The organism is Paenibacillus qinlingensis (assembly GCF_013204845.1).
Lineage (GTDB): Bacteria > Bacillota > Bacilli > Paenibacillales > NBRC-103111 > Paenibacillus_E > Paenibacillus_E qinlingensis.
In genome coordinates this window covers 14922-39065 of sequence record NZ_JABMKY010000026.1, presented here as the reverse complement: position 1 = coordinate 39065, position 24144 = coordinate 14922, and the positions used below count along the sequence as shown (strand labels likewise).

At 43.4% G+C, this 24144-nt stretch carries 16 protein-coding genes; 15 read left to right on the top strand and 1 reads right to left on the bottom strand.

Translation table 11 applies throughout. From position 1 onward, the window contains the following. Positions 1-162: 162 nt before the first annotated feature. The 10 genes from HQN88_RS30895 to HQN88_RS30850 all read left to right on the top strand — a co-directional run bounded on the left by HQN88_RS30895 (position 163) and on the right by HQN88_RS30850 (position 15650). The gene (locus HQN88_RS30895; RefSeq protein WP_173119536.1) at positions 163-1062 is read left to right on the top strand and encodes an ABC transporter permease; all 900 of its coding nucleotides are present in this window, start codon (positions 163-165) and stop codon (positions 1060-1062) included. Next, on the top strand, positions 1056-1916 hold the full coding sequence (locus HQN88_RS30890; protein WP_173119534.1) for a carbohydrate ABC transporter permease: 861 nt from the start codon (positions 1056-1058) through the stop codon (positions 1914-1916). Before HQN88_RS30895 ends, HQN88_RS30890 begins: the two co-directional genes overlap by 7 nt. 40 nt (positions 1917-1956) lie before the next feature. Beyond that, positions 1957-3516: an extracellular solute-binding protein gene (locus tag HQN88_RS30885; protein WP_173119532.1), complete on the top strand. Its 1560-nt coding sequence runs from the start codon at positions 1957-1959 to the stop codon at positions 3514-3516. 107 nt (positions 3517-3623) lie between these two features. Continuing rightward, complete coding sequence (locus tag HQN88_RS30880) at positions 3624-5387, top strand: sensor histidine kinase (RefSeq protein ID WP_173119530.1); 1764 nt, start codon at positions 3624-3626, stop codon at positions 5385-5387. Next, a complete protein-coding gene (locus HQN88_RS30875) occupies positions 5380-6999 on the top strand; it encodes a response regulator transcription factor (RefSeq protein WP_173119528.1) in 1620 nt (539 codons plus the stop codon). The genes HQN88_RS30880 and HQN88_RS30875 overlap by 8 nt, the downstream gene beginning before the upstream one ends. Positions 7000-7100: 101 nt before the next feature. Further along, positions 7101-8012, top strand: a complete 912-nt coding sequence (locus HQN88_RS30870; protein ID WP_420794171.1) for an ABC transporter permease — start codon at positions 7101-7103, stop codon at positions 8010-8012. A 24-nt stretch (positions 8013-8036) separates the two neighbouring features. Then, positions 8037-8975, top strand: coding sequence for a carbohydrate ABC transporter permease (locus HQN88_RS30865; RefSeq protein ID WP_337995188.1), 939 nt, complete (start codon positions 8037-8039; stop codon positions 8973-8975). A gap of 59 nt (positions 8976-9034) precedes the next feature. Further along, positions 9035-10573, top strand: a complete 1539-nt coding sequence (locus HQN88_RS30860) for an ABC transporter substrate-binding protein (RefSeq protein WP_173119526.1) — start codon at positions 9035-9037, stop codon at positions 10571-10573. 123 nt (positions 10574-10696) lie between these two features. Continuing rightward, the gene (locus HQN88_RS30855) at positions 10697-12043 is read left to right on the top strand and encodes an FAD-dependent oxidoreductase (protein ID WP_173119524.1); all 1347 of its coding nucleotides are present in this window, start codon (positions 10697-10699) and stop codon (positions 12041-12043) included. A gap of 109 nt (positions 12044-12152) precedes the next feature. Next, the gene (locus HQN88_RS30850; protein ID WP_173119522.1) at positions 12153-15650 is read left to right on the top strand and encodes a 3-keto-alpha-glucoside-1,2-lyase-like domain-containing protein; all 3498 of its coding nucleotides are present in this window, start codon (positions 12153-12155) and stop codon (positions 15648-15650) included. A 142-nt stretch (positions 15651-15792) separates the two neighbouring features. Here the strand turns inward: HQN88_RS30850 and HQN88_RS30845 are convergent, their stop codons facing one another. After that, a complete protein-coding gene (locus HQN88_RS30845; protein WP_173119520.1) occupies positions 15793-16032 on the bottom strand; it encodes a hypothetical protein in 240 nt (79 codons plus the stop codon). Here HQN88_RS30845 and HQN88_RS30840 point away from each other — a divergent pair. The 5 genes from HQN88_RS30840 to HQN88_RS30820 all read left to right on the top strand — a co-directional run bounded on the left by HQN88_RS30840 (position 16027) and on the right by HQN88_RS30820 (position 24098). Then, the gene (locus HQN88_RS30840; protein WP_173119518.1) at positions 16027-16263 is read left to right on the top strand and encodes a hypothetical protein; all 237 of its coding nucleotides are present in this window, start codon (positions 16027-16029) and stop codon (positions 16261-16263) included. The two genes, HQN88_RS30845 and HQN88_RS30840, sit on opposite strands and share 6 nt — an antisense overlap. Further along, positions 16185-16535 (top strand): helix-turn-helix transcriptional regulator, encoded by a 351-nt coding sequence (locus HQN88_RS30835; protein ID WP_337995187.1) that lies wholly within the window; start codon positions 16185-16187, stop codon positions 16533-16535. The genes HQN88_RS30840 and HQN88_RS30835 overlap by 79 nt, the downstream gene beginning before the upstream one ends. 238 nt (positions 16536-16773) lie before the next feature. Beyond that, entirely contained in the window at positions 16774-17784 is a 1011-nt protein-coding gene (locus tag HQN88_RS30830; protein ID WP_173119515.1) for a zinc-dependent alcohol dehydrogenase, read from the top strand. 268 nt (positions 17785-18052) lie between these two features. Then, positions 18053-18931 carry an AraC family transcriptional regulator gene (locus HQN88_RS30825; RefSeq protein ID WP_173119513.1) on the top strand — a complete coding sequence of 293 codons (879 nt, stop codon included), beginning with the start codon at positions 18053-18055 and terminating at the stop codon, positions 18929-18931. Positions 18932-19082: 151 nt separating this feature from the next. Continuing rightward, positions 19083-24098: a golvesin C-terminal-like domain-containing protein gene (locus HQN88_RS30820; protein WP_173119511.1), complete on the top strand. Its 5016-nt coding sequence runs from the start codon at positions 19083-19085 to the stop codon at positions 24096-24098. The last annotated feature ends 46 nt before the right edge of the window (positions 24099-24144 follow it).

Sequence of the window (24144 nt, the reverse complement as noted above, 5' to 3'; positions counted from 1 at the left end):
TGAGATTGAAAACCTAGTGTGAAAAGGAGAACTTGACGTTACGTTATTCTTAGAACTGTCTTCAAACTAAGAACTATACAACTTTTTATCGAACGCATAGAGTAAGGGGTATCAACGGATTCGAAGCATGCAAGCAAGATCAAACAAAGAAAGGTGAGTCCTATGTACAAGCGAATCATACTTCATAAAGTACACTACTTCATGTTGCTGCCAGGCCTGCTGTATTATTTCATTTTTAAATATGTACCGATGGGGGGCGCCGTCATTGCGTTTAAAGATTTCAATATATCAGGCGGGATTTGGCACAGTCCCTGGGCGAATCCCTGGTATAAGCATTTTAAATATTTCTATGATTCTCCGTATTTTACACAAATTATGGCCAATACGATGCTCATTAGTGTATACAAGCTCTTTTGGCTTGTACCGCCTTCCATTATATTAGCCATTCTATTATCCGAGATCCGCTGGAAGGCTTTCAGAAATGTCATTCAGTCCATAATGTATATGCCGCATTTTATTTCGTGGGTTATTATTTTCGGGATCTCCTTGGCCTTGTTCTCGGAGGCAGATGGACTGATAAATATGATGTTGAAAAACTCCGGCCTGAAAACAATACCCTTTCTAACGTCGAATGAATGGATTCGATCTTTAATTGTAGGAACGGATATTTGGCAAAATCTAGGGTGGGGCACCATTGTTTATTTGGCAGCCATCGCCGGCATTGATTCTACTTTGTATGAAGCGGCTAGGGTAGATGGTGCAGGGCGGATTAGAATGATCTGGCACATCACATTGCCAGGCATTCGGAATGTCATTATTCTGATGCTGATCCTTCGTCTTGGCACGATTTTAGATGCCGGATTCGAACAAATTTACGTGATGTACAACATTCAGGTGTATGAAAAAGTCGATATTATCGATACCTGGGTTTTCCGCACTGGTTTAGAACAATTCAATTTTAGCTTGGGTGCAGCCGTAGGGCTCTACAAATCAATTATTGCACTGATCTTAGTCCTTGGTGCGAACACGTTAGCAAAGCGAGCAGGTGGAAGCATATGGTGATGGATTGGAAGGAACGATTTTTTGAAGGCATTATTTATGTCATTCTCTTACTTATGGCTGTCTGTTTTATATTTCCTTTGTTATATGTGTTATCCATGTCACTAACACCATTCAGTGAAGTCATGAAAAATGGCGGCTTCCTCATCATTCCGAAGCATATCTCATTCGAAGCGTATGCACTATTTCTAAAGGATGCAACGATCCCAAGAGCATTTGGAGTTTCCTTATTTGTAACAATCGTCGGAACCGCATTAAACGTCTTACTTACGGTGCTCATGGCCTATCCCCTAAGTAAGAAAACACTGCCTGGGAGATCAATCATTCTCTTTCTGATCTTGTTCACGATGATGTTCAATGGAGGTATTATTCCTACCTATCTTATCGTTAAAGAGACTGGATTGTTGAACTCCGTATGGTCGATGATTATCCCATCAGCAGTAGGAACCTTTTCACTCCTCATTACAAAGACTTTCTTTGAGAATATTCCAGAAGAAATTATGGAAGCGGCAAGGATAGATGGGGCATCGGAAAGCCGAGTTTTGGTCAGTGTTCTTTTGCCCATGTCTGTACCCGTAGTTGCTACAATCAGTACCTTCTATGGGGTTATGCATTGGAATGAGTTTTTTAGCTCTATTTTATATATAACGGATGAATCGTTATACCCACTGCAAGTAGTGTTGCGAAGCATTTTAACCTCGTCTATGTCAGCAGAAATTAATTTGGAGAATACAGTTCCCTCCACAACGTTGCAAATGGCAGGCGTTATCCTAACGGCACTTCCGATTGTCATTGTTTATCCTTTCATTCAAAAGTATTTCACCAAAGGAATGCTTATTGGCGCAGTGAAGGGATAACAGTTAACATATATTAAAGATCATAAGGGGAGATGTTTCTATGAAAGTTTCATTCAAGCTATGTGCGGTTATCGGTTTGTCGTTCAGTATCGTAGCAAGTGGCTGTGGAAAGACGGAGTCTGTGACAGAAGGTGGTACAACAGCACCTAACAGTGCAACTGCAGCGCCAGCTGCATCCCCCAAATCAACGACACCAGTTAAACTTAGTGTGCTGATTGGCGGAACGGGGTTAAGTGATGTCGATAAGAAAATTCAAGCTGAAATCGGCAAAAAGCTCGGTGTGGATTTCGATTTCAACGTGATGCAAACCAGCAATAACAATGAATACGCAAATCAAATCAACGTCCGCATTGCCGCTGGGAATGTGCCGGATGTTTTCACCGTCAGTAATGACCAAATGCAGCAATTTTCCAAGCAAGGGGCGATTCTAGACTTAACCAGTTACATGGATAAAATGCCGAATGTCAAAAAAGCCTACAGTGCAGCCGATTTAACCAAAGGTAAAGTCGATGGCAAGCAAATGACGCTCCCTAAGCGGGCAGCGGTTCCTTATCGAACCCTAATGTTAAGGAAGGATTGGCTGGATAAACTCAATTTGCCGATTCCTAAAACGCTGGACGAATTGGCGACAGTCATTAAGGCCTTTCATGATAAGGATCCAGATGGGAACGGCAAGCAAGACACCTACGGACTGACGGGTACAGGCTTAGATGTGTTTGCACCCTTCTTGGGAGCTTTTGGCGCTAGCTACGGTACAGCATCATCGGCGGAAGCGAATTTAACGGTTAAAGACAATAAAGTGGTTTATTCCACCACTCAGCCGGAAATGAAGCAAGCGCTCAAATTTATCAATGATCTTTATAGTTCTGGCGCCATCGATCCAGATATTCTTACCAACAAAGGCAATGCGGCACCAACCAAAGCTCAGAAAGGTCAAGTTGGTGTTATTTACTCAAATTGGTCGGATATGTTCAAGGATGAGTTCGTGAAGCTTACGACAGACACGAATCCCAATGCCAAATTCATAACGATAGAGCCGCCAGTTGGACCTGGAGGTAAGTTTAACGGAGCGTTTGACAACAGCGCAGCGGATTGGCGTATTGCTCTTCCGAAAGCACTTGAGAAAACTCCAGAAAAATTAGAGAAAGCGTTGGCGTACCTGGATTACATCACAGGAGCAGGCGAAGGTCAGAATTTGGTCATGTTCGGTTTTGAAGGAACGCATTATACCAAAGAAGGCGATGCCATCAAACCGCTTCCTGCCGTGTCTGAGCTTGGAACGACGTTCCAGTTGCAGTTGACCGGCCGTGATGAACTGCCCTACTTGTATACGAAATTCCCTAAACAAAAAGAATACATCGATTTTGCTATCAACCTGCCGTACATCAAAGTGTATAACAATTTCTCCAAGCTTCCTGAAGGTTTAAACAAATCCGATAAGGATCGTTTCGAGAATGAAGAAATCATTAAATTTATCTATGGAAAACGCCCGATCGACCAGTTCGACGATTTTGTGAAAACGTTGAACACGACGTACCAACTACAGAAGTATGTGGATGAGGCCGAAAAGGCTTTTAAGGAAAAAGGTTTGATTAAGTAAGTACATTGCAAAATGTAAAATGATCTGGTGACTTGGAGGCACTATCCCAGAACGCGCGATTTCTGTGTTGGACGGGTTAGTGCCTTTTCGGCAGGAGTTGAATAGTCATGAGCAATTCATTGAGAAAAAAGATTATTATTTGGTTTATTTTAACAACAGCCCCGTTAGTCATCTTTCTGTTCTACAGCAATTATTACTCTATGACCGTTCTGCACAATCAAATATCCAATTCCAAAAGCAGTGTGCTGTACACGTTTGTTTTACAGGCAGATAGAGCCATGAAGGAAGCTAGTAATTATATCTATAAGTATCTCGATAAAGAGCAAGATATTTATTTATTGAGGGATTACGCGAAAGATAGCGATGAATATGTCCTGAACAAAGTTAGTATTACCAACAAGCTTACGAAAGATATTGGCTTTTATAATACAATTGATGCTTTTTTTGTGTATTCTCAGAAAAACGAAGATTTGATATTCGCTGTACAAGATACCTCGATGGAAATAACGAGAGTCATTAATCAGGAGATCCCTCGCTTCGTTCAAAACATCTCCCCACAACAATTGAAAAGTTGGCAGGTGGTCCAAACGACCGCCGGCTTTGCCATCGTTAAAATAGTGAGCGTAAATGATGACATCTATATGGGCTCTTGGATTAATGTGGGTACGATGATGGCGCCATTGCAAGACAACAAAGGGAACGTTGATGAAAGGTATTACATTGTATCCGACGAGGGACAAATTCTTTCGAACGATGAGTGGCATATTTCCAAGTCAGAAACGCTTCCTAAGTTGATGGCAGAACTGGCCGATAAATCGTACCAGATCATCAAAGATAAAAAAAATAAACAGAATTACCTCGTTATTGGCAGCAAATCCGCATGGGTACCGATATCCTTTATTTCTGTCATTTCAGAGAAATCCTTGCTTCAAAACCTTCCCTTTTTTCAAACTGCGCTTTACTTTATACCGATTGGAAGTCTTCTCATTCTCTCCGTTTATTTATTGTTTCTGCGCAGAGCTTTTTTTCTGCCGATGGCCAATTTAATGAATGGTATGCGGAAAATCGCGCAGGGCGATCTTGAGATTCGATTAAAGGAAAGTCGGGTTGATGAATTTGCCTCTTTGATCGGATCATTCAATGATATGATTTCCCAAATTAAACATCTAAAGATTCATGTATACGAGGAAAAGCTACGAGCTCAAACCGCAGAGATGAAGCATCTGCAAATGCAGATTAATCCTCATTTCTACTTGAACACATTGAATATCATTTATTATTTGGCAGCACTGAAAGATTATAAAACGGTGCAGAAAATGACGATGCATTTAGCTGAGTATTTTCGTTTTATCATGCAGAACAATCGGAATTTCATTACCCTCGAGGAGGAGGTAAAGCATATCCGTAATTATTTAGAAATCCAGCAATTGCGGTTCCCAGATGTGTTGGAGACAAGTATACAAATTCCAGATGTGTATAAAACCTTTGAAATTCCAGCCCTTATTATTCAACCATTTGTTGAAAACGCGATTATTCACGGGTTTCAGAAAAGAGGAGAAAAATTTCGCGTCCATATTGTGGCAACGCCGGATCCTTTAGATCCAGAGCTGTGTTTTGATATTCGTATTCAAGATAACGGGGTTGGATTCACGGATGAGATGCTAACCTATTTGTTGTCGAGTGAGGCCAATATAGATGCTGGAGATGAGAACCATATTGGGATATGGAATGTAATTCGTCGATTGAAGATTGTGTACAAAGGGCAGGCTCAAATCAAGTTGTTTAATGGCCCGGATGGTGGCGCAACGGTGCAAATGAGGTTTCCTTTCATAAAGGAAAGTCTAAATAAAGGGGAAGATGAACGTGTATAACCTTTTGGTAGTGGACGACGAAATGTATACAGTAAAAGGCATTACGCAGTCGATCAATTGGGGGGCCTTTGATGCAGTGTTTGAAGCGTATGATGTTGAAACCGCCATTGAGATACTTACTCAGCATCCCATTCATATCATGATTTCAGATATCGATATGCCTGGGAAAAGTGGCTTAGAATTACTCGAATGGGTGAAAGAATACTCGCCAATGACCCAAACCATTTTCTTATCCGGCCATGCCAACTTTCAATTTGCTCAACAGGCGGTGCATCTTGGCAGCTTTGAATATTTGCTTAAGCCTGTCGAGAATGAACAATTGGAGCAAGTTGTAGCTAATGCCCTTGGCGTTGTTCGCGAGAGCAATGAGCAGAAGCAGTACGGCAAAGTTTTGGAAAAGTATTATAAAGAGTGGTTTGTTCAATTACCGTTAATGGTTGAGCGTTTCTGGCAAGATGTGCTGAATGAGCGTATTTCGTTAGTTTCCGAACGGACAGCAGTTGCCCTTGACCTGTATCAGATTCCGCTGTCAGTAACGGATTCGATAACCCCGATTGTCATCAATATTGAACATTGGAAAGAAGAGATGAGCGTACGTGATGAGGAAATTATGGGTTACGCTGTGCGCAATGTCGCTGCGGAAATCATTCTGAATAATCGGAGTGGGCATGTCATTCAAGACAGCAGCGGCGGCCATGTAGTATTGCTCTACGATAATGGTCTAGAGAGGTTATCACACGATGAGCTGCAGCGCCGCTGTCAGCTTTATTTGGACATGTGCTTCCAATATTTCGAATGCAGTATGTCCTGTTATGTCGGTGACTCCGTAGAGCTAAATGGTCTGGTATCGGAGTATCGTGATCTATTGAAGTTGGAACGCAATAATATTATGACAGTGGGCTGTGTCGTATTCAAATTTGAACATATGCGCCGTGATGTTGTTACGGTCATACCGCTGCTTGATTTTGGTGAATGGTCCTTGTTATTTGAAACAGGGAGAAAGACCGAGCTGTATACCAAGTTGGATCAAGTTGTGGAACGATGGAAACATGAAGTGATCCCACCGGAATCGTTAGAAGCGTTCTATCACGGATATATCCATATGATCTATAACACGGTTCATAGTCTAGGGTATTCCATACACAATATTTATTCTCTAAGGGATCTGAGCAGCGAATCCCAAGCCATTCGTTCGATGGTCCATTTCAGTCTTTGGGCGAAGCGTATCGCGGCTATAGGCATGGATTACTTTAACCAAGAGAGCGATAGCGACAATGGCGGAGTCATTGCATCTGTTAAGCAGTATATGGAAATAAATATTAGTTTGGAATTTACGCGTGAAGACATTGCCCAGTATGTTCATTTGAATCCAGCGTATTTATCACGGTTGTTTAAGAAAGAAACGGGGTTATCACTAGCCGATTATATCTTGCAGATCCGCATCGACAAAGCCAAAAGGTTATTGGAGGAAACAAGTCTAAAAATCTCTACGGTGGCGGAGGCAGTCGGTTACTCTCACTTCTCACATTTTGGGAAAATGTTCAAAAAATTAACTTCTTTCACGCCGCAAGATTACCGCAAAATGGTGAAATCATCGGACGATGCAGATTAATCAAGCATGTCATTAAAGTGTTAGCTAACAGGTCACGTATCGGATAGTTTCACAAGGAACCTCCTCCTATAATTAAGCTATCAACCAGCCATACAGGAGGCATGCCAGTGAAAACAATTCGAACCTATTGGGTATTTTATTTGATGCTGATGCCAGCATCTATAGTCTTACTCATAAATAACTATCTCCCCATGTTCGGAATTATCATTGCTTTTAAGAACATCAATTTGACGGATGGCATTCTAGGAAGTCCATGGATAGGATTGGATAATTTCACGTATCTGTTTAAAACGAACGATGCATGGATTATTACACGCAATACCTTGCTGTATAATGCGCTCTTTATCGTTCTTAATATCGTCATAGGCGTATCATTTGCCATTATGTTGAACGAATTAAGAAGCCGTCTCCTTTCGAAGTTTTTCCAAAGCACGATGTTTCTCCCTTATTTTTTATCTGCTATTGTGACGAGTTATTTAGTTTTTGGCTTCTTGGGCACGGAGCACGGATTCATTAATAACACGCTTCTACCGCTCATCGGTCTGAAACCGATTTCATGGTATAGCGAGCCTCAGTATTGGCCATATATCTTGTCATTTGTTCACACGTGGAAAACGATTGGTTATTCAACGGTTATGTACTTAGCTGTCATCATTGGTATCGATCAAGAGTATTACGAAGCGGCCACACTCGATGGAGCTAGTAAATGGAAACAAATGATCCATATTACGCTCCCATCGCTTGTTCCAATCATTGTTATTCTAGCATTGCTAGCGATTGGCAGAATTTTTTATACGGACTTCGGATTATTCTTTCAAGTACCACTGAATTCAGGTTCTTTATTCTCCACGACGAATGTCATCGACACCTATGTATATCGCACGTTTATTACGTTGGGAGACATTGGAATGTCCACTGCAGCAGGACTCTATCAATCACTTGTAGGCTTTGTGATGGTATTCTTCTCTAACTATATTGTTAGAAAAATTAATAAAGAAAACGCACTATTTTAAATAAAGGAGGTGGCATGCTTGGAAGTGATAGAAACGGTTAAGCCCCATAAGGCTCCGTCATTTAATCCCATTAACGCAATATCTCGTAAGGCGAATATGATCATTAGCTTGTTTTTTGGGATGTACAGCATTTGTTGCTTATTGCCCATAATCCTTGTTCTCTCCGTATCCTTTTCAGAAGAAAAGTCAGTCCTGACGGATGGGTATCGATTTCTACCGTTACACTTCAGTTTAGAGGCTTATAGATTTATGTTTCTGGACATCAATCAGATCGTGAAATCCTATGGTATATCGATCCTTGTTACCGTGGCAGGTACCGCTATCAGTGTCATTATTATGTCATTGTTCGCATATCCCATTTCACGTAATGATTTTCCACATAAAAGGATATTTACGTTTTTGATGTTTTTCACCATGCTCTTTAATGGTGGTCTGGTACCCTGGTACCTTGTCTACACGCAGTTCCTTGATCTAAAGAATAGCATCTGGGCGTTAATTATTCCTTTGCTGATCTCACCCTTTTTCGTACTGGTTATACGTACGTTCTTTCAAACGACAATTCCACCTGCTTTGATCGAATCTGCAAGGATAGATGGTGCTGGTGAAACGACTATTTTTAGCCGCATTGTAATGCCGCTTTCCTTGCCGGTACTAGCTACTGTTGCCTTGTTCAGCACGCTAAACTACTGGAATGATTGGTTTCTAAGTCTCGTTTTTATTACGGATAATACAACGATAAGCATCCAGTACTTAATGTATAAAGCCATGCTGAATATTCAGTTTATGACGACCAATATCCAAGCGCAGCAAGGATTTACGCAAGCAGGTGGAAGCATGAATCTACCAACCGAAAGCGTGAGAATGGCCATGTGTGTCATAGGCGTGGGTCCGATTGTGTTTGCATATCCCTTCTTTCAAAGGTTTTTCATTAAAGGCTTGACTGTAGGCTCTGTAAAAGGCTGAATCTAGCCTTGGCTACGTAATTTATATCAAATTGTATACAAACAAAAGGGAGGATTCGCATGAAAAGGATTCAAAAAGCAAGTCTGTTGGCCGTATCCGTTAGTATGGTTCTTGCCATTTTTTTAACGGGTTGTAGCAGTAATAGTAAGGAAACAGCATCTTCAGCCGCTCCATCCTCATCTAGCCCTACAGCAGAACCGCAACTCTCACCCTACACAATTAAATTGATTTACCCTGGTGAGGTTCAAAAAGATCAAGCCCTTGTTGTAGCAGAAATGAATAAATATTTGACTAAAAAAATCAATGCAACGATCGATATTACTCCGATTTCTTCAGGTTCTTGGGGAGATAAGGTTAATCTAATGATTGCCTCTAGTGAACCGATGGACATTCTGTTTGCAGCCAATTGGAACTCATACGCCACCAATGTAACAAAGGGAGCTTTCATTGACCTGGAAGAGAAAAATTTACTTGATAAGTATGGCAAGGGCATTAAAGAAACACTAGGTCAAAGTGCGCTCGATGGTGCGAGAATTAAGGGGAAAATCTATGCTGTGCCTACAAATAAAGAAATGGCCACTTCAGGCGGATTCTTACTGAGAAAAGACTTGGTAGAGAAATATAAAATGGACCTTTCTACACTTAAATCAGAAAGGGATCTGGAGCCATTTCTGAAGATTATTAAAGAGAATGAACCGAATATGATTCCGTTGTATCTCGATGGTGGGAACAATCTGGTACAGCATCTAAACACATGGGATTACATGGGAGGGGCGACTTCCTTCGGGGCTATTGATGGAACGCTTACGAGTACGAAGGTTGTCCTCACGCAAGAACAGCAGAAAGATAAAGAACTTATAGATTTGACTCACGACTGGTTCTTAAAAGGATACATCAACAAAGACGCGCCAACGACGAAAAATGCACCAGAAACACAAGTGAAAGCAGGCAATGTATTTGCCATTGTTACGCCGCTCAAACCAGGTAAGGATGCAGAAGTTAGTTTAGCCTCAAGCTATCCGTTTGTGCAGGCCGAGACGATGAAGACATGGACCAGCTCATCAACGGCTTCTGGCTCCATGCTCGCAATATCGAAAACTAGTAAAGACCCTGAGCGCGCCATGATGTTTATTAATTTGCTCCATACGGATAAATACTTACTGAATTTACTCGATTTCGGTATCGAGGGCGTGCACTATGTGAAAGTAAACGATAATGTCATTGATATCGCACCTGGTAACGATCCGAAAAGCAATAAATATTTGCCTGGTGCAGCCTGGATGTTCGGTAGTCAGTTTTTGAATTACTTATGGAAGAATGAAGATCCAGAGAAGTGGAATAAATTTCGCGAATTCAATAAGAAAGCCGCTGTTTCAGTTGCTGTAGGATTTACGTTTGATACGGCTGCCGTTAAAAATGAAATTGCTGCAACGACTTCCGTGAAAGTTGAGTTTTCTGGCGCTTTAAATACCGGTGCCGTTGATCCCAATTCGATTCTTCCGAAATATCTCGAGAAATTGAAGGCTGCAGGTGTTGATAAAATCCTTACTGAGAAACAGAAGCAATTTGATGAGTTTCTCGCTACAAAAAAGAAGTAATCACTCGTAACTAGTCGCTGAATAGTAGGCAAAAAAGGGAACTGAGCCAAGCGAATAAGCTTGGTTCAATTCTTTTGCGTATTCATTCATGCTTATATAACTATGGAGTTGGAGATGAAGAGAATGCTATTACGTGAGGAAGCAAGGGAAATTCCTATCTTTTATGAAGCGGATATATGTGTATTAGGGGGAAGCTGTACGGGCGTATTTGCTGCTGTGCGAGCTGCTCGTCTAGGAGCACGTGTCGTTATTATTGAGAAACAGAACGCTTTCGGCGGTGTAGCGACATCGGGCTTGGTTAACATTTGGCATTCGCTGCAAAATACAGAATTTGATCAACAAATCATTGCCGGCTTAACCCTCGAAACCATAGAGCGGCTAGATCGTGTGGGCGGGGTCATAGAGGAAAGGAAGAATCATTCCGCGGGGTATATGCTCAACACGGAAGAGCTGAAGATTGAGTTAGATCGCCTGGTTCAGGAATCAAACGTGAAGGCTTATTTACACACGATGTTTGTTTCTCCCCATGTTGTAAGTGGCGAACTACAGGGAGCTATTGTTGAAAATAAGTCGGGTCGCGGGGCAATTAAAGCGAAGTTATTTATAGATGCGACTGGGGATGGGGATCTTTGTGACCGATTAGGAATCGCACAGAGACTTTCACCTCATTTTCAACCTTCCACAGCATGTGCAAAGATCAGCGGATGGGAGCAAGGGACAGAAGGGATCGACTTACCGTACTTGTTGTTGAAACATAAAGACGAGTTTGGGATTCCAGAAGGTTTTGGATGGGGGACGCAGGTTCCAGGGGCTCAGGATGTTCACATGTATGCAGGTACGCGTGTATACCATGCCAACAGCGCAGATGGCGAGGCATTGACTTATAGCGAAATGGAGGGGCGCCGTCAAGTGAGGGCGATTATGGATCTTGTCCATAAGTATGGCCATGGTGACAGGATGTCGCTTGTGTCACTTCCTTCTTACATTGGGACACGTGAAACCCGCCATATTGGGTGTCACTATCAACTGACGGGAGAGGACGTACTCTATGGTCGAAGATTCGATGATGCCGTTGCGAATGGGAGTTATCGTATCGATATTCATCATCAGGATAAGCCAGGTATTACCTTCAAATATTTAGACGGTGAGCAAGCCTATATCCGGCCTGGTTATCCGAAAGAGATTGGAAGATGGCGGGAGCCGACCCAGCATAATCCTACTTTTTATCAGATTCCGTATCGCAGTTTACTACCTGAGGGTCCGTATAGGAATGTGATTGTTGCAGGCCGGATGTTGGACATTGATGAGGAAGCTTTCGGCGGCGTGCGAGTCATGGTCAATATGAATCAATTGGGTGAAGCTGCGGGTGTTGCGGCTTACATTGCGCTTACCGAAGAGAAGGGATTTGCCACTGTGGATGTTCAGTCTCTTCGTCATATGTTACAAAGCGGTGGATCCATCGTTCTGTAGGGAACGGCAGACTGGAAGGGGGGTGATAGGTGATAACCTAGAAAGAAAACAAATTAAAGGATGGGATGAATAGAGATCATACTTGATACACATACAAGGAGGAAAGAAAATGAAAAAAAAGTTGGCTGGCATGTTAATCATCATGCTGATGTTCATGTTTAATCCTTTCACGGAGCGGGCTGAAGCGATGACACAATTACCAGTATCACCGATATCCCTACCTGCTGGAACCGATATCGATGCATTGACAACAACTCGCTATGACACGCCTTGGTGGGTGCAAAACCATATGACGCCCCAGGAGCAAGCGGCTATTGGGTATAAAGGTGGAGAGGCCTCGCAGATGGTCTACGCGATGGCTGTTTCGCAGGCGAATCCACAGCATCTACTTATGGGAACAGATACTTCAGGGATTTGGAAGAGCGAGGATGGAGGTGCAACGTGGAGGTCGAGTAATGAGGGATTTGGGTTGATGGGGACGATGGATATCGCCTTTGATCCTGATAATGAACAAATTGCTTATGTAGCGGCTTCACCACATGCGGCCAATAACATAATGCAAGAGTCCAATTTGGCTGGAATATGGAAAAGTACAGATGGCGGTACTAGTTGGAAGCAAGTGTTAAGCACGTCCTTCTATAGGAAATCATCCAATAAGCTGATTCGTTTCGGAGGGATCGAGAGTAATGGCAACAGAGCGATCTATGTGGCCTCACATAGTAAGGGAGTTTTCAAATCTATTGGTAATGGAGAGAAAGAGACTTGGACTAATATCGGTCTAATCGACCAAGCCATCAATGACTTATTTGTAGATTCCACGAGCGGCACGGTCATGGCGGCGACATACGGAAGTGGTATTCAAGTCAGTTTGAATGACGGTGCGACGTGGGTGGCGAAAAATACGGGATTTTCCGGATTAGAAGCTGCCAGCATTTCGGAAAATCCGACCAATGCCAATCAATGGTTTGCTATTGCAGATGGGAAGGTATATACCAGTACTGACGCAGGGAGTTCCTGGACTGACTTACAGGTACCGAGAATCGATGTTCCAACAGACGGGAAGTTTACCAAACTTCTGTTTGGAGCACCAGGTACCAATGGTCATGCAAGATTATATCTCTCCATTAGAAATTCACAGTATAGTATGAGGTACAGCACAGATTTGGGAGTAACATGGCAAGCTTCCACAGTTAATAATGGTACCTCTTTCATGGAAGACAACTGGGGATGGTTTAGTGAAGCCTTTACTACGCACCCTACAAATCCCAATATCGTATGGGTGCCGTTGGATAACGAGATTTACAAGTCCAAAGATGGCGGTGTAAGTTTGTATCCCTCCAGTAGCGGGTTCTCTGGATTACGTGCCAGTGGATTCCTCTTTGATCCCAATAATAATCAAAATATCTATATTACAGCCATCGATCGTGGTCTTGTAAAATCCAACGTATATGGTGCGGAACAGTATCCGATGTTTCAGTACTTGATGGATGATCGCTACGAACCAAGGTATGGTGGGCACAGGACTGTACATGCGATCGCACGCGATCCTCAGGATTCTGAGCATTTATTCATCAATATTGGGGATTGGGGCTCACATACAATCCTATCGGAAAGCCATGACGGCGGACTAAATTTCACACAGATTTCAGGAACACAGATGACTTCGAGAGCTCGCGTGATTATGTACCACCCCCAGAACAATAACATAATTTATGCAGGTAAAAATAAAAGCATAGACGGTGGCCTCACTTGGAGCCAATTAGATAAAGGTGTTGCGGCTGTTTCTCCTTTCGATGGAGATGTTGTATGGTCAGCCGATGGAGGAGTTATTTCAAAGTCAACGAATGGCGGTTCCCCCTCTTCATGGGTAACGATGACTTCCTCAATCAGCGGTATTCAGAATATCGTACCGGATCTGTTTGTTGCAGATCGACTCTGGATAGGCAGCTTTGCATCGGGGCTATACCGTCTTGATGGAAGTACGCTAACGAATATAAATGATTCGAATGGCTTGGTCAAAAGCTTAAGCGGTACTTTACCTGTTTTTGATATCGCACAGGATCCTAATAATCAACTGCATCTCGTAGCAGGGGGAACAGATAATCAGGGATTAACACCTAGTGCAGGATTATTCGAAACATTGGACGGCGGTCAGAACTGGCGGGTCGTTGAAGGACTTAAAGGCACCAAGGATATATGGAAGGTCGCCTTTCATCCTAATTTGCCAAGGGTATATGTAGGAACATCTTCAGGCACTTGGGTATACGAATATGATAAGTATTATGATCGCAACTTGTATAGTGATCAATTCCAAGATGGGGATTCCACGGGATGGACCTCCTCCCTAGGCACATGGAATGTGGTGCCGGAAGGTTCTAAAGTGCTAAGTATTCCATCAACAGACGGTCAGATAACAGCAGGTACCTCATCCTGGGCGAACTATTCGGTCCAAGCGAAGGTTAAGATGACGGGGCAAGGATATGGGGGGACGGGGGCAAGTCTCATTTTCCGTTACCAAGATGCCAATAATATGTATGCGGTTCAATTGAATAAAGCGGATGGTCAAATAAAAGTCTTGAAAAAACAAGCGGGCACATGGACCACGGTAGGTACACCGGTTACGCAGCCGTTTGAATGGAATCAATGGTACACCGTTAAGGTCGTTGTCAACGGATCCTCCATCATCTGTTATCTAGATGGCGTTGAGATGATTCATATGACAGATACAACATTCAGCACGGGGAAAATTGGTTTTAAGGCCTACAACACCGCGTCCGTTTATGACGATGTAAGTGTAAAAGATCTTGTAGGCACGAATCTTTTCAGTGATAACTTCGATGATGGGGATTCTGTGGGCTGGACCCAAGTAATCGGTACTTGGACGGTTACGACAGATGGGATTAACAAGTTATTGGCTGCCAATTCGAATTCAGGTGAAAATTTAATATCAGCGGGGAATACAAGTTGGACTAACTTTGCCGTTCAGTCAAGAATCAAAATGACCTCGGAAGGTGTGGGAAGTTCGGGAGCAGGCCTCTTGTTCCGATACCAGAACGGTAATAATATGTATTATTTCCAACTGAATCGAGCAAGCAACCAGTTGAAAATATTGAAAAAACAAGCTGGGAACTGGACCATTCTGGCTACGGTATCCCAAACGCTCAGTTTAGATACTTGGTATACCGCTAAGATCTTAGTGAATGGTTCTTTAGTGAAAGGATATATAAACGGAGAAGAGAAGATATCCGTCACGGATAACTCACTAGGAACTGGAGCGATTGGATTTAGGTCATACAATACGGCGGCTTTATTCGACGATACATTGGTGACAAAGTATGTACCTGTTACGAATGTGACGCTTTCTGCCATGAATGCCGCACTAGATACCGTGACGAATAACGTCTACCATTTACAATCAATGGTATTCCCACTAGAAGCGAATAACAAAAAAGTGGTGTGGACGACGAGTAATCCAACTGTTGCGATTGTGGATCAGACGGGTAATGTGACAGCATTAAGCAATGGGACAGCTACGATTACAGCAACCACAGTGGAGGGGGGCCTTCAAGCTAATACCCTCATTCTGGTAGATACTCTTTTACCATAGCCCATGGAAAAGATTGATTAAAGCTCTTATTTCAATGAAACCGTTCATTACTTATTAAAAGGATCACAAAGAGTGCCGCTCACCAAGCCAGGAAGGCTAGGTGAATGGCACTCTTTTTATTGTCTAACCCCACTGCTTTTTTTTATCCGAACTGCTGAATTGGCGGTTCTCGCTGCTGCTGTCCAAAAGAATCGTCAACCCGAAGAACTGGCTGTTGATTACGATGCGCGGCACCGATCAGAAACCTGATGATAGGCGGGCTGAACATGCCAAGGAGATCGTTCAAATTGAACGCAACGTCAGCAGTCTTATGGATTAGAACCGTGATTTGACTACGCTCCTGAAAGATTATGAGATTCAGAGTCGGAATAAATTTTTGCAACGTTTGGTTTGCGGCGACGAGCAAATATTACCGCAAACGATGGAACGATTGGCTTATTACGGATTGAGCTTGCCCGAAAGAGGGGCATTCGTCGTTGTGCTCGTCTCCATGGACGATGACGCCAATCTCGGCTTTCAGCCGGTCATTCAACAATTGAGGCATACGGATCTGTTGGAAATGGAAACGATGCAGAGTATGGTCGCCTACATGCCCATCTTGCAGATGATCTAACGATTGAACGATTAAGTGAAATTTTTACAATTAGTACTTCTCATATGCGCAAAATTTATAAGGATGAAACCGGTATGACAATTAAGGATAGAGTATCGGAGCGTCGACTCGCTGCTGCCAGAACGCTTCTTGGCGACCCACGTCTAAAAATCCAGGAGATTGCAGATCAGGTAGGTTACTTGACGGTTCAATCTTTTACAAAAGCATTTAAAATGGAAACCGGTAAGACGCCAGGTGAGTATAGAGCAGAGTTATTACGGGTCAATGCATAACACTTTTTATGTGTAAAATTATTCCATTTAATACAGTCGCTCGTTGCCTCGCGCAGCGAGTTTTTTTTGCATTTTTGGCCATCGTGGTCTCCGATACAACAATAGGAATACGAAACAAAACACGGAGCCCTAAGGTTTTCGTGCTTTTAGATAAAAAATCATTTTTTACGTCAAAGACGCTCCATGTAAAAACATTTATATTGAAAATGAGATCAACATAAAGGAGTGTATCGATGCGATGATTAACAAAAAAGTAATATTTCTAAGTCCGTGGCAAGTTGAAACGATGGAAGAGAGCTTCTCTGAGAGGATTGGTGTAGAGGAGGTTTTGGTTAAAAAGCTGTATACATTAATCAGTCCTGGGACAGAACTGGCCATGCTGTCGGGAAATGAATCTTGGTTCCAGATGCCGGGTATCCCAGGATATGCAGCGGTAAGTGAGATCGTGGAAGTGGGGGAGGGCGTAACCGAGTTTGCATCCGGTGATGTTGTTTTTCATTACGGGACTCACTCCAAGTATGAGGTTGTTTCCATAAAGGGGACTTTCCTTAAAGTTCCAAAGAATTTGGATTTAAAATGGGTGCCTTTTACTCGCATGGCAACGGTTGCGACGACAGCGATTCGTGTTTCAAATATTGAATTTGGGGATTATGTTAGCGTAACCGGGCTTGGACTTATCGGTAATATGGCCGCTCAACTGGCGCAAGCCCAAGGTGCTACTGTGATTGGTATCGATTTATCTGTGGAACGACTTCGAACCGCCGAGCAGTGCGGTGTGATCTATGGCTTGAATGGTGGACAAGACAGTGTGAAGGAACGAATCGCCGATATTACCTATGGCAAAGGAGTCTCCACCCATATTGAAGCAACGGGGGTCCCGCAAGTAGCAATTCAGAGTCTCCCCTATATCGGCAAATTAGGTGAAATCATTTTCTTAGGCAGTCCTCGCGGTGAGTATCACACGGACGTGACGGATGTTCTGAATTACTGCCATCTATATGGCAGGGGATGCATTACCTTCAAGGGAGCACATGAATGGCGTTACCCAATTGAACCTAATGAGTTTGTCAAACATTCGTTGGTCAGAAACTCGAGCATTATTTTCGAGATGATGAAGCAGAAGCGGCTGCAGATTGAGCCTTTAATCAGCCATGTGCTGAAGCCGGATGAAGCTAAGAAAGCTTATGAGGGTCTTCGACTGAATAAGGATCAGTACAGCGGTGTTTTATTTGACTGGAGCGAGACATGAGTCTCAAAATAAAAGTTCGAATTTGCGTCGTTTAATCGAGAGGGATGCTATTGATATCATAGATATCAATAGCATCGCTTTTTGGCAAGGGAAACCGTAGTGGAAATCGCCTTGAAATCAATGGCTCCAAAGGATCTTTGCGCTGGGATATGGAAAATATGAATACCCTTCAGTTATACTTGGACAATAATGTATTTGGCATGCAAGGTTTTAGAATTTCAACAAATATATTGAGACATCCATCAATCATTTCGTAGGAGGGAAGTGCATGGAGACTTGGATGAACAGCATAACGCCTTTCGTTAGAGTGGTCAAAATTCATAAATCCTTCTCTCTGGCGGGTGAATGGATGGATTATGACCATGTTTTTACCTATATTGAACAAGGTGAAGCAGAGTTTTTTTTGAACGGAGTCAAATATGAGGTGAAGGAAGGGGATATTCTTCTTATGCCTCCCTTCATGGCCCATATTATTCGCTCTACGTCAGAGATACCTTTGATCCAATATATCGTTCATTTTGACTTGTATTATGACGAAGAACGAAGCTCGTGGAAAGACCAAGTGATTACCGAAGAGCGTAAAGCCATTACCGATAAAGAGATGCAGTTTGCATCTACAAGCCCCATTTCTCATTTGCAATTGCCGGACCAGATCGAGCTAAAGAAAAGATTCCTGAAGATGCAGAAAGAGTTTCTGGATCGGAGACCAGGTTATTCGTTGATCCTTAAAGGGATTTGTTTGGAGTTAATAGTCCTTTTTATGAAGGGACAAGTGGGTCAAAACAGCAGAGAGGGAAAGCTAACGAAGGGCTGGGTTTTTATTGAAAACACCATCACATTCATTAATGAACGATATTGGGATCCTGAACTGGATAATCATACGATAAGTGAGCATGTCGGAATTTCGACCAATCATTTATCGTTTCTATTTAAAGATCAGCTTGGTATTACGATTCATAAATATTTGACACATATTCGCATCGAACAATCGAAATTAAGAATAATTGAAGGGATGCAAACCTTAACTGCTATTGCTGAACAGGTGGGCTTTTCAAGCATTTATTTATTCAGTCGATCATTCAAGGCTACAGTCGGTGTTATGCCCAGCCAGTTTATGGCGATGAATTCCGATATTGGCAAGCGTTGAAAATAGTCCGTCCTTTTGTCATAGATATCTTACTTCTGTCCTGTTGTGAACGCATACATCCATTTCTTAGAATAAGATCATACCCATAAGAGCTGAGGTGACTGAAGTCTTATTACTGGTGTGATCATAATCTTTGGAGGTGTGTTTGGAAATGTTGAAGAAGATGACAAGCGTACGGGAAAGTCGTGTTGTTAAAAAGGTAATAGCACTGGTCATGATCGCGACGCTGCTTATCAGTATCGTCCCGATTGGAATGAGTGCCGTTTATGCAGCTACAGGTGATGTGTTAGGCGCTGAGGAGATTGGTGTAATCCTAGATGATCAAGATCCGGGTGTCACATACACGGGACTTGCAGCTCCGCCAAGCGTGGCGAACTTCATTCAAGGCGCAAGTGGAACGTATCAAAGCAGATTTACTTATGCGAATTTGAACAAGGCAACGCCTCAAAGCATGACGTTTGCACCTACATTTCCGCAGGATGGCATGTATGAATTCTATGTAAGGAAGCCTGCTACGACGCGTTGGTATGCGGGTAATGTTCCGTTTAAGATTACGCACGCCACAGGCGAACATGTCGTTAACAATCCGAATTCAGGCAATGGGACAGATGCATGGGTACAATACGGCGTATACCCTTTCCGAAGCGGACAGACTTATACGGTTACAGCTGGTGGAACTGGGTATCAGTTTTTCCCGCCAGTAGCGCCTGCTGCGAATGGCACGATTCCGATTGCAATTGACGGCATTAAATTCATCAAAGTCGGAGAGCTGCCAGACCAAGCAGGACTGGATGCAATCAAAGTTGCGCGTGATGCCGACATGACGGCTTCCATGAACCAATGGGCAGTCGATCTGGAAAAAGCGAAATACGAAGTGACAGGCACAATTGCTGCTAGTACGACAGTTGGTTCGAGCGTATATGAACAGGTTCTTCGATTGAAGACGGGAAATTCAAGTAACCCTAATATTCAAATTACCGCAGTAGCTCCTGTTGACGGTACATATTTGAAAGTGGTAGACGGTAAACTACTACTAAAAGCTAAGAATTTGACAACTTCGGATGTAAATGAAAACGCTAACATAAAACTTAGTATGGGTAATGCATCGACTACGATTAACCTCGCAGTAACGATTGCTCCGAGTCCTGTTACAGGCGGTGGCGATTCAGATAATTTCACGGATACACCGACCTGGTACCGCGATTATGCGCCTGGCATTTTCAATCCGAATGAGGGGACGATTGAGCTTCGGGTGCGTTTGGATAAACCCTACGAGGAATTCGGTAACACGTGGGATTTCTTGTTCAAATTAATTCCAGAACAAAGTGGTCCTGGTAATACATTAATACAGGCTCATATTCCGCCGCCGAGCAAGAAGCCTACCGGTGCGAATGCGGTGTATGAACAACCGCTAACCTTCTTTGTGAGAAATGGAGAAGGAACCAATGGCGCTTATGCGTATGCGCAGCCGAATCAGCTTAGCTATCAAGTCGGTCAGTCGTTCAATCTAGCATTTACTTGGAAAATGGGAACTGGAGGCTATGCCGCCATTTATAAAGATGGTGTTGAAATTACACCTCCAACGCCTGTAACTGCTGCAGCGGTTTTGGAGAAGTTCATGCCCTACGAATTCATGGTAGAACGCAGTAGTCCGTTCAATGTCAGTCAAGTTAAGGTTTCGACCAAAGCGCTAAATGCAAGTGAACTGGAGCACACGGCACAGACGTTCAGCCGAGGAACGGATACAGCACTACTCGCTGACATTACATCTGGGCAAGACGTCCAATCCCAAAAGTTTATTACACCATGGCATAACTCATCTAAATATAGTGTAGTAAAGCCTGCATTCCGCAATGAGAAACAAGTTTTCTATTCAGGCGAAGACGCTGTCTATCCGGTGATGACGGTTAATTATGGAGATAATACCAAGACCTACAACGTAAGCATTAAAGCAACAGATCCTTACGGAAAGATGGAGTTTACCGAGAACCATACTGTGCAAGTAGCGGCAGGGGGTACGTATGGTATTGAGGAGCTGCCGCTTCCCTTACTGAAGAACAAGCTTGGCTTCTGGTATTTGGAAACAACGGTGAGTTCAAGCGACTCCGCACCTATCATCTATAAGAGTGGCATATCCAAAGTACCCGTAGATGAAGCGGGCGTTGCTGATGGGAAATATGCCAATTATTATGGACAGCATGCGAATTATGACTATGATATGTCTGCATGGACCAAAATTAATACGAGCGCCACGCGCGGTTGGGAAGGTGCATTACAGTTCTTATGGTATGCCGTTGAACCAACCAAGGGCAATTTCGTTTGGGACAAAAGCGATGCTTATGTCGAGAGAGCACAAGAAGCAGGAATGGATGTGCTCGCCGTGCTGGGGTACCCTTCTGATTGGGCTTCTACTAGACCAGCAGAACAGGATATTCCGGCAGGCATGAACGATCTTATGTATCGCGCAGAACGTTGGGTACCAAAGGATATCAAGTTTACGAATGGGACGCCAGGAACTGGCGAGGATTGGTCCAACTATGTCTACCAGTCGATGAAGCGCTATGCCGGTAAGGTGAAGTATTGGGAAGTCGTCAACGAAGTGAATTTCCACCCAACTTCGAATCCCAAGACGATCGCAGCTGCTTTCTCAGGAACGAACGAAGAGTATATTTTGATGCAAAAAATAGCTTATGAACAAGCACAACGGGTGAAATCCGAATATAAGCTGGCAACGGGGCAAGACCTTGACCTCTACGTAACAACAAGCGGATTTGCAACCCCTGACCCGTCGGCGGATCGTCAGTTGGCAGTTAATATGCTGAAGGGGGATAACGTCAACTACTACGATATTTACAATGTGCATGGGTATGGCGGAACGCAGGGAATAGCGGATATACTTACCGCTTATGGGCAAGCGAAAACGACTCACCCCAACCTACAGCTGTGGCAATCGGAGGTGTTCCCGCTTAATAGCACCTATACGCCATGGCGCATCTACGACACTGTGTGGAACTATATGGATTTCTTGGCAGCAGGTACAGCCAAATATTTCAACATGGGCACACCGGGTGATGATACATTTGTTACACGGCATTCCCAATCTCCTACAGAAATGTATCAGGCGATGGCGACGTTGCAGCACCATATTCGTAAAGCTGACGAGTATTTAGGTTCTTATACTGGCTTTGAAGGGGCTAATTTCCTGAAAGTCAATCACTATCTGAGACGTACGGATGGTAAATTTTTAAGTGTACTATCAGCGGATGACTTAACGTTATATGCCACAGTAGCCAACGCAGAGCAAATCGTTAGCGCGCAGGATGCCTATGGCAATGCCGTTCCGGTTACGGATTTCGATGGAACGAAACGGTTATTGAAAAAGAATAGCTTGTTTATTGTCTCTCAAGCTCCATTACAAATCACGAAAGTTACGGGAGATGTTCCGCTTGCGATAGTGAAGAATGGGGACTTCGAACGCGTAAGTGGAGACCCAACAGGCGGCTCGTCCGCAGTGTTATTACCAGATTGGATGATGGGCTGGAACAGAGGTGTTTATGGAACTAATGCCTATGTAACGAAGACTTCTCAATTTGCAGGGCAAAACGCAGCTGAATTCAATTCGGCAGGAGCGCCGAGTAATAGAACGTTTTTGTACCAGCAAGTATCTATCACCCAACCTGGTACATATGTATTCTCTGCGCAGATTAAAAAGTTGGAAGGCAGCGATGTGCAGCCTGAATTGAATATCTGGGACGGGACTCAGGATCACCAGCTTGCACCTGTTACGTTAACGAATCAGTATGTCAATTACAGTCAAACGTATGAAGTCACCGGACCTATAAACCTGGTCCTCAATGTAGGTATACTTTCAGGAGTAGGAAAAGTTGTGTTTGATAACATTAGCTTTGAGTTGGTGCCAGAGAACGTTACTATCTCCATGGATAATTCGGATTCGACTGGCGTAACTCTCTTGGGCCAATGGGAAAGCAGGACAAATGCAGATGCAAACAAAGGTAATTTCGCTTTAAATACAACCAAAGACGGAGCATCTAGCGTAAGCTACAAGCCAGCTATTCTGATTGACGGTATGTATGATGTGTATGTATGGCAGCATATTACGACCGGGACGCAAAATGCACCTTTTACCATCCATCATGCGAAAGGTTCCGACACCGTATTGGTGAACCAATCGCAAAATGGGAAAAGTTGGTACAAAATTGGCAGCTACCCTTTCCTTAAAGGGGAATCAGGCAGTGTAGTTGTGACGAATGCCTATACACAAGGTAACTTTATTCTTGCCGATGGCGTTCGCTTTACGCGTACGGGTTCAATACCGATTCCTAATCAGAACTTGAATAATAAGTTGACAGGTCCTGCAACGGTAGATGGTGGACAAAACTTCAAGGTCACCTACAGTTTGGACAGTGTGACTGACAGCGTTTATGCGCTGGATACGACAGTAACATATGACGCGACCAAATTAGATTTCATCTCAGCTGCGTCGTTAAAAGATGGTTTCGATATTGTTTCGACGAAAACCTCAGTTGCGGGCCAAGTGCGCATCATTGCTTCAAGTTTAGGTGCAGCTAAGGCTATTAAGGCGAACAGTGATGTGTTGGAGTTGAACTTTACATCCAAAGCAAATGGAACGAATGGCATTGTAGATCTTCAAGCAGCTTCCATTGCCGTTGTCGGTGCTGGACTTGAGAGCACACTTGCTTCCTACAAGCTTACGATCAACGTGCAATATGCGAACAAAACGAACTTAACTGCAGCAATTGTTGCCGCAGAAACCCTTTACAATGCTTCGGTGGAGGGAACACTGATTGGACAGTATCCGGCAGGTTCCAAGGCGACGCTTCAATCGGCGATTAACGCAGCCAAAGCAGTAGAGAACGACACAGCGGTGACTCAGGCACAGATCGATGCGGCAACGAGTCTACTTGTAGGGGCCGTAGACGCCTTTAAACTGACCGTGAATAAGCAGAAGCCTGAGGACTTAAATGGTGACAATCGGATTAGCGTCGGCGACCTATATCCAATTTTGATCCATTATGGTAAAACCTCGGCAAGCGCTGATTGGTCGACTGTTCGCCAATACGATGTCAATCAGGATCTGAAAATTGATTATCTCGATATGGCCGCAGTTGCTATGAAAATCGAATAAGTATCCAGCTTCGGGAGATTGGTTTTATTACACCAAATCTCCCGAA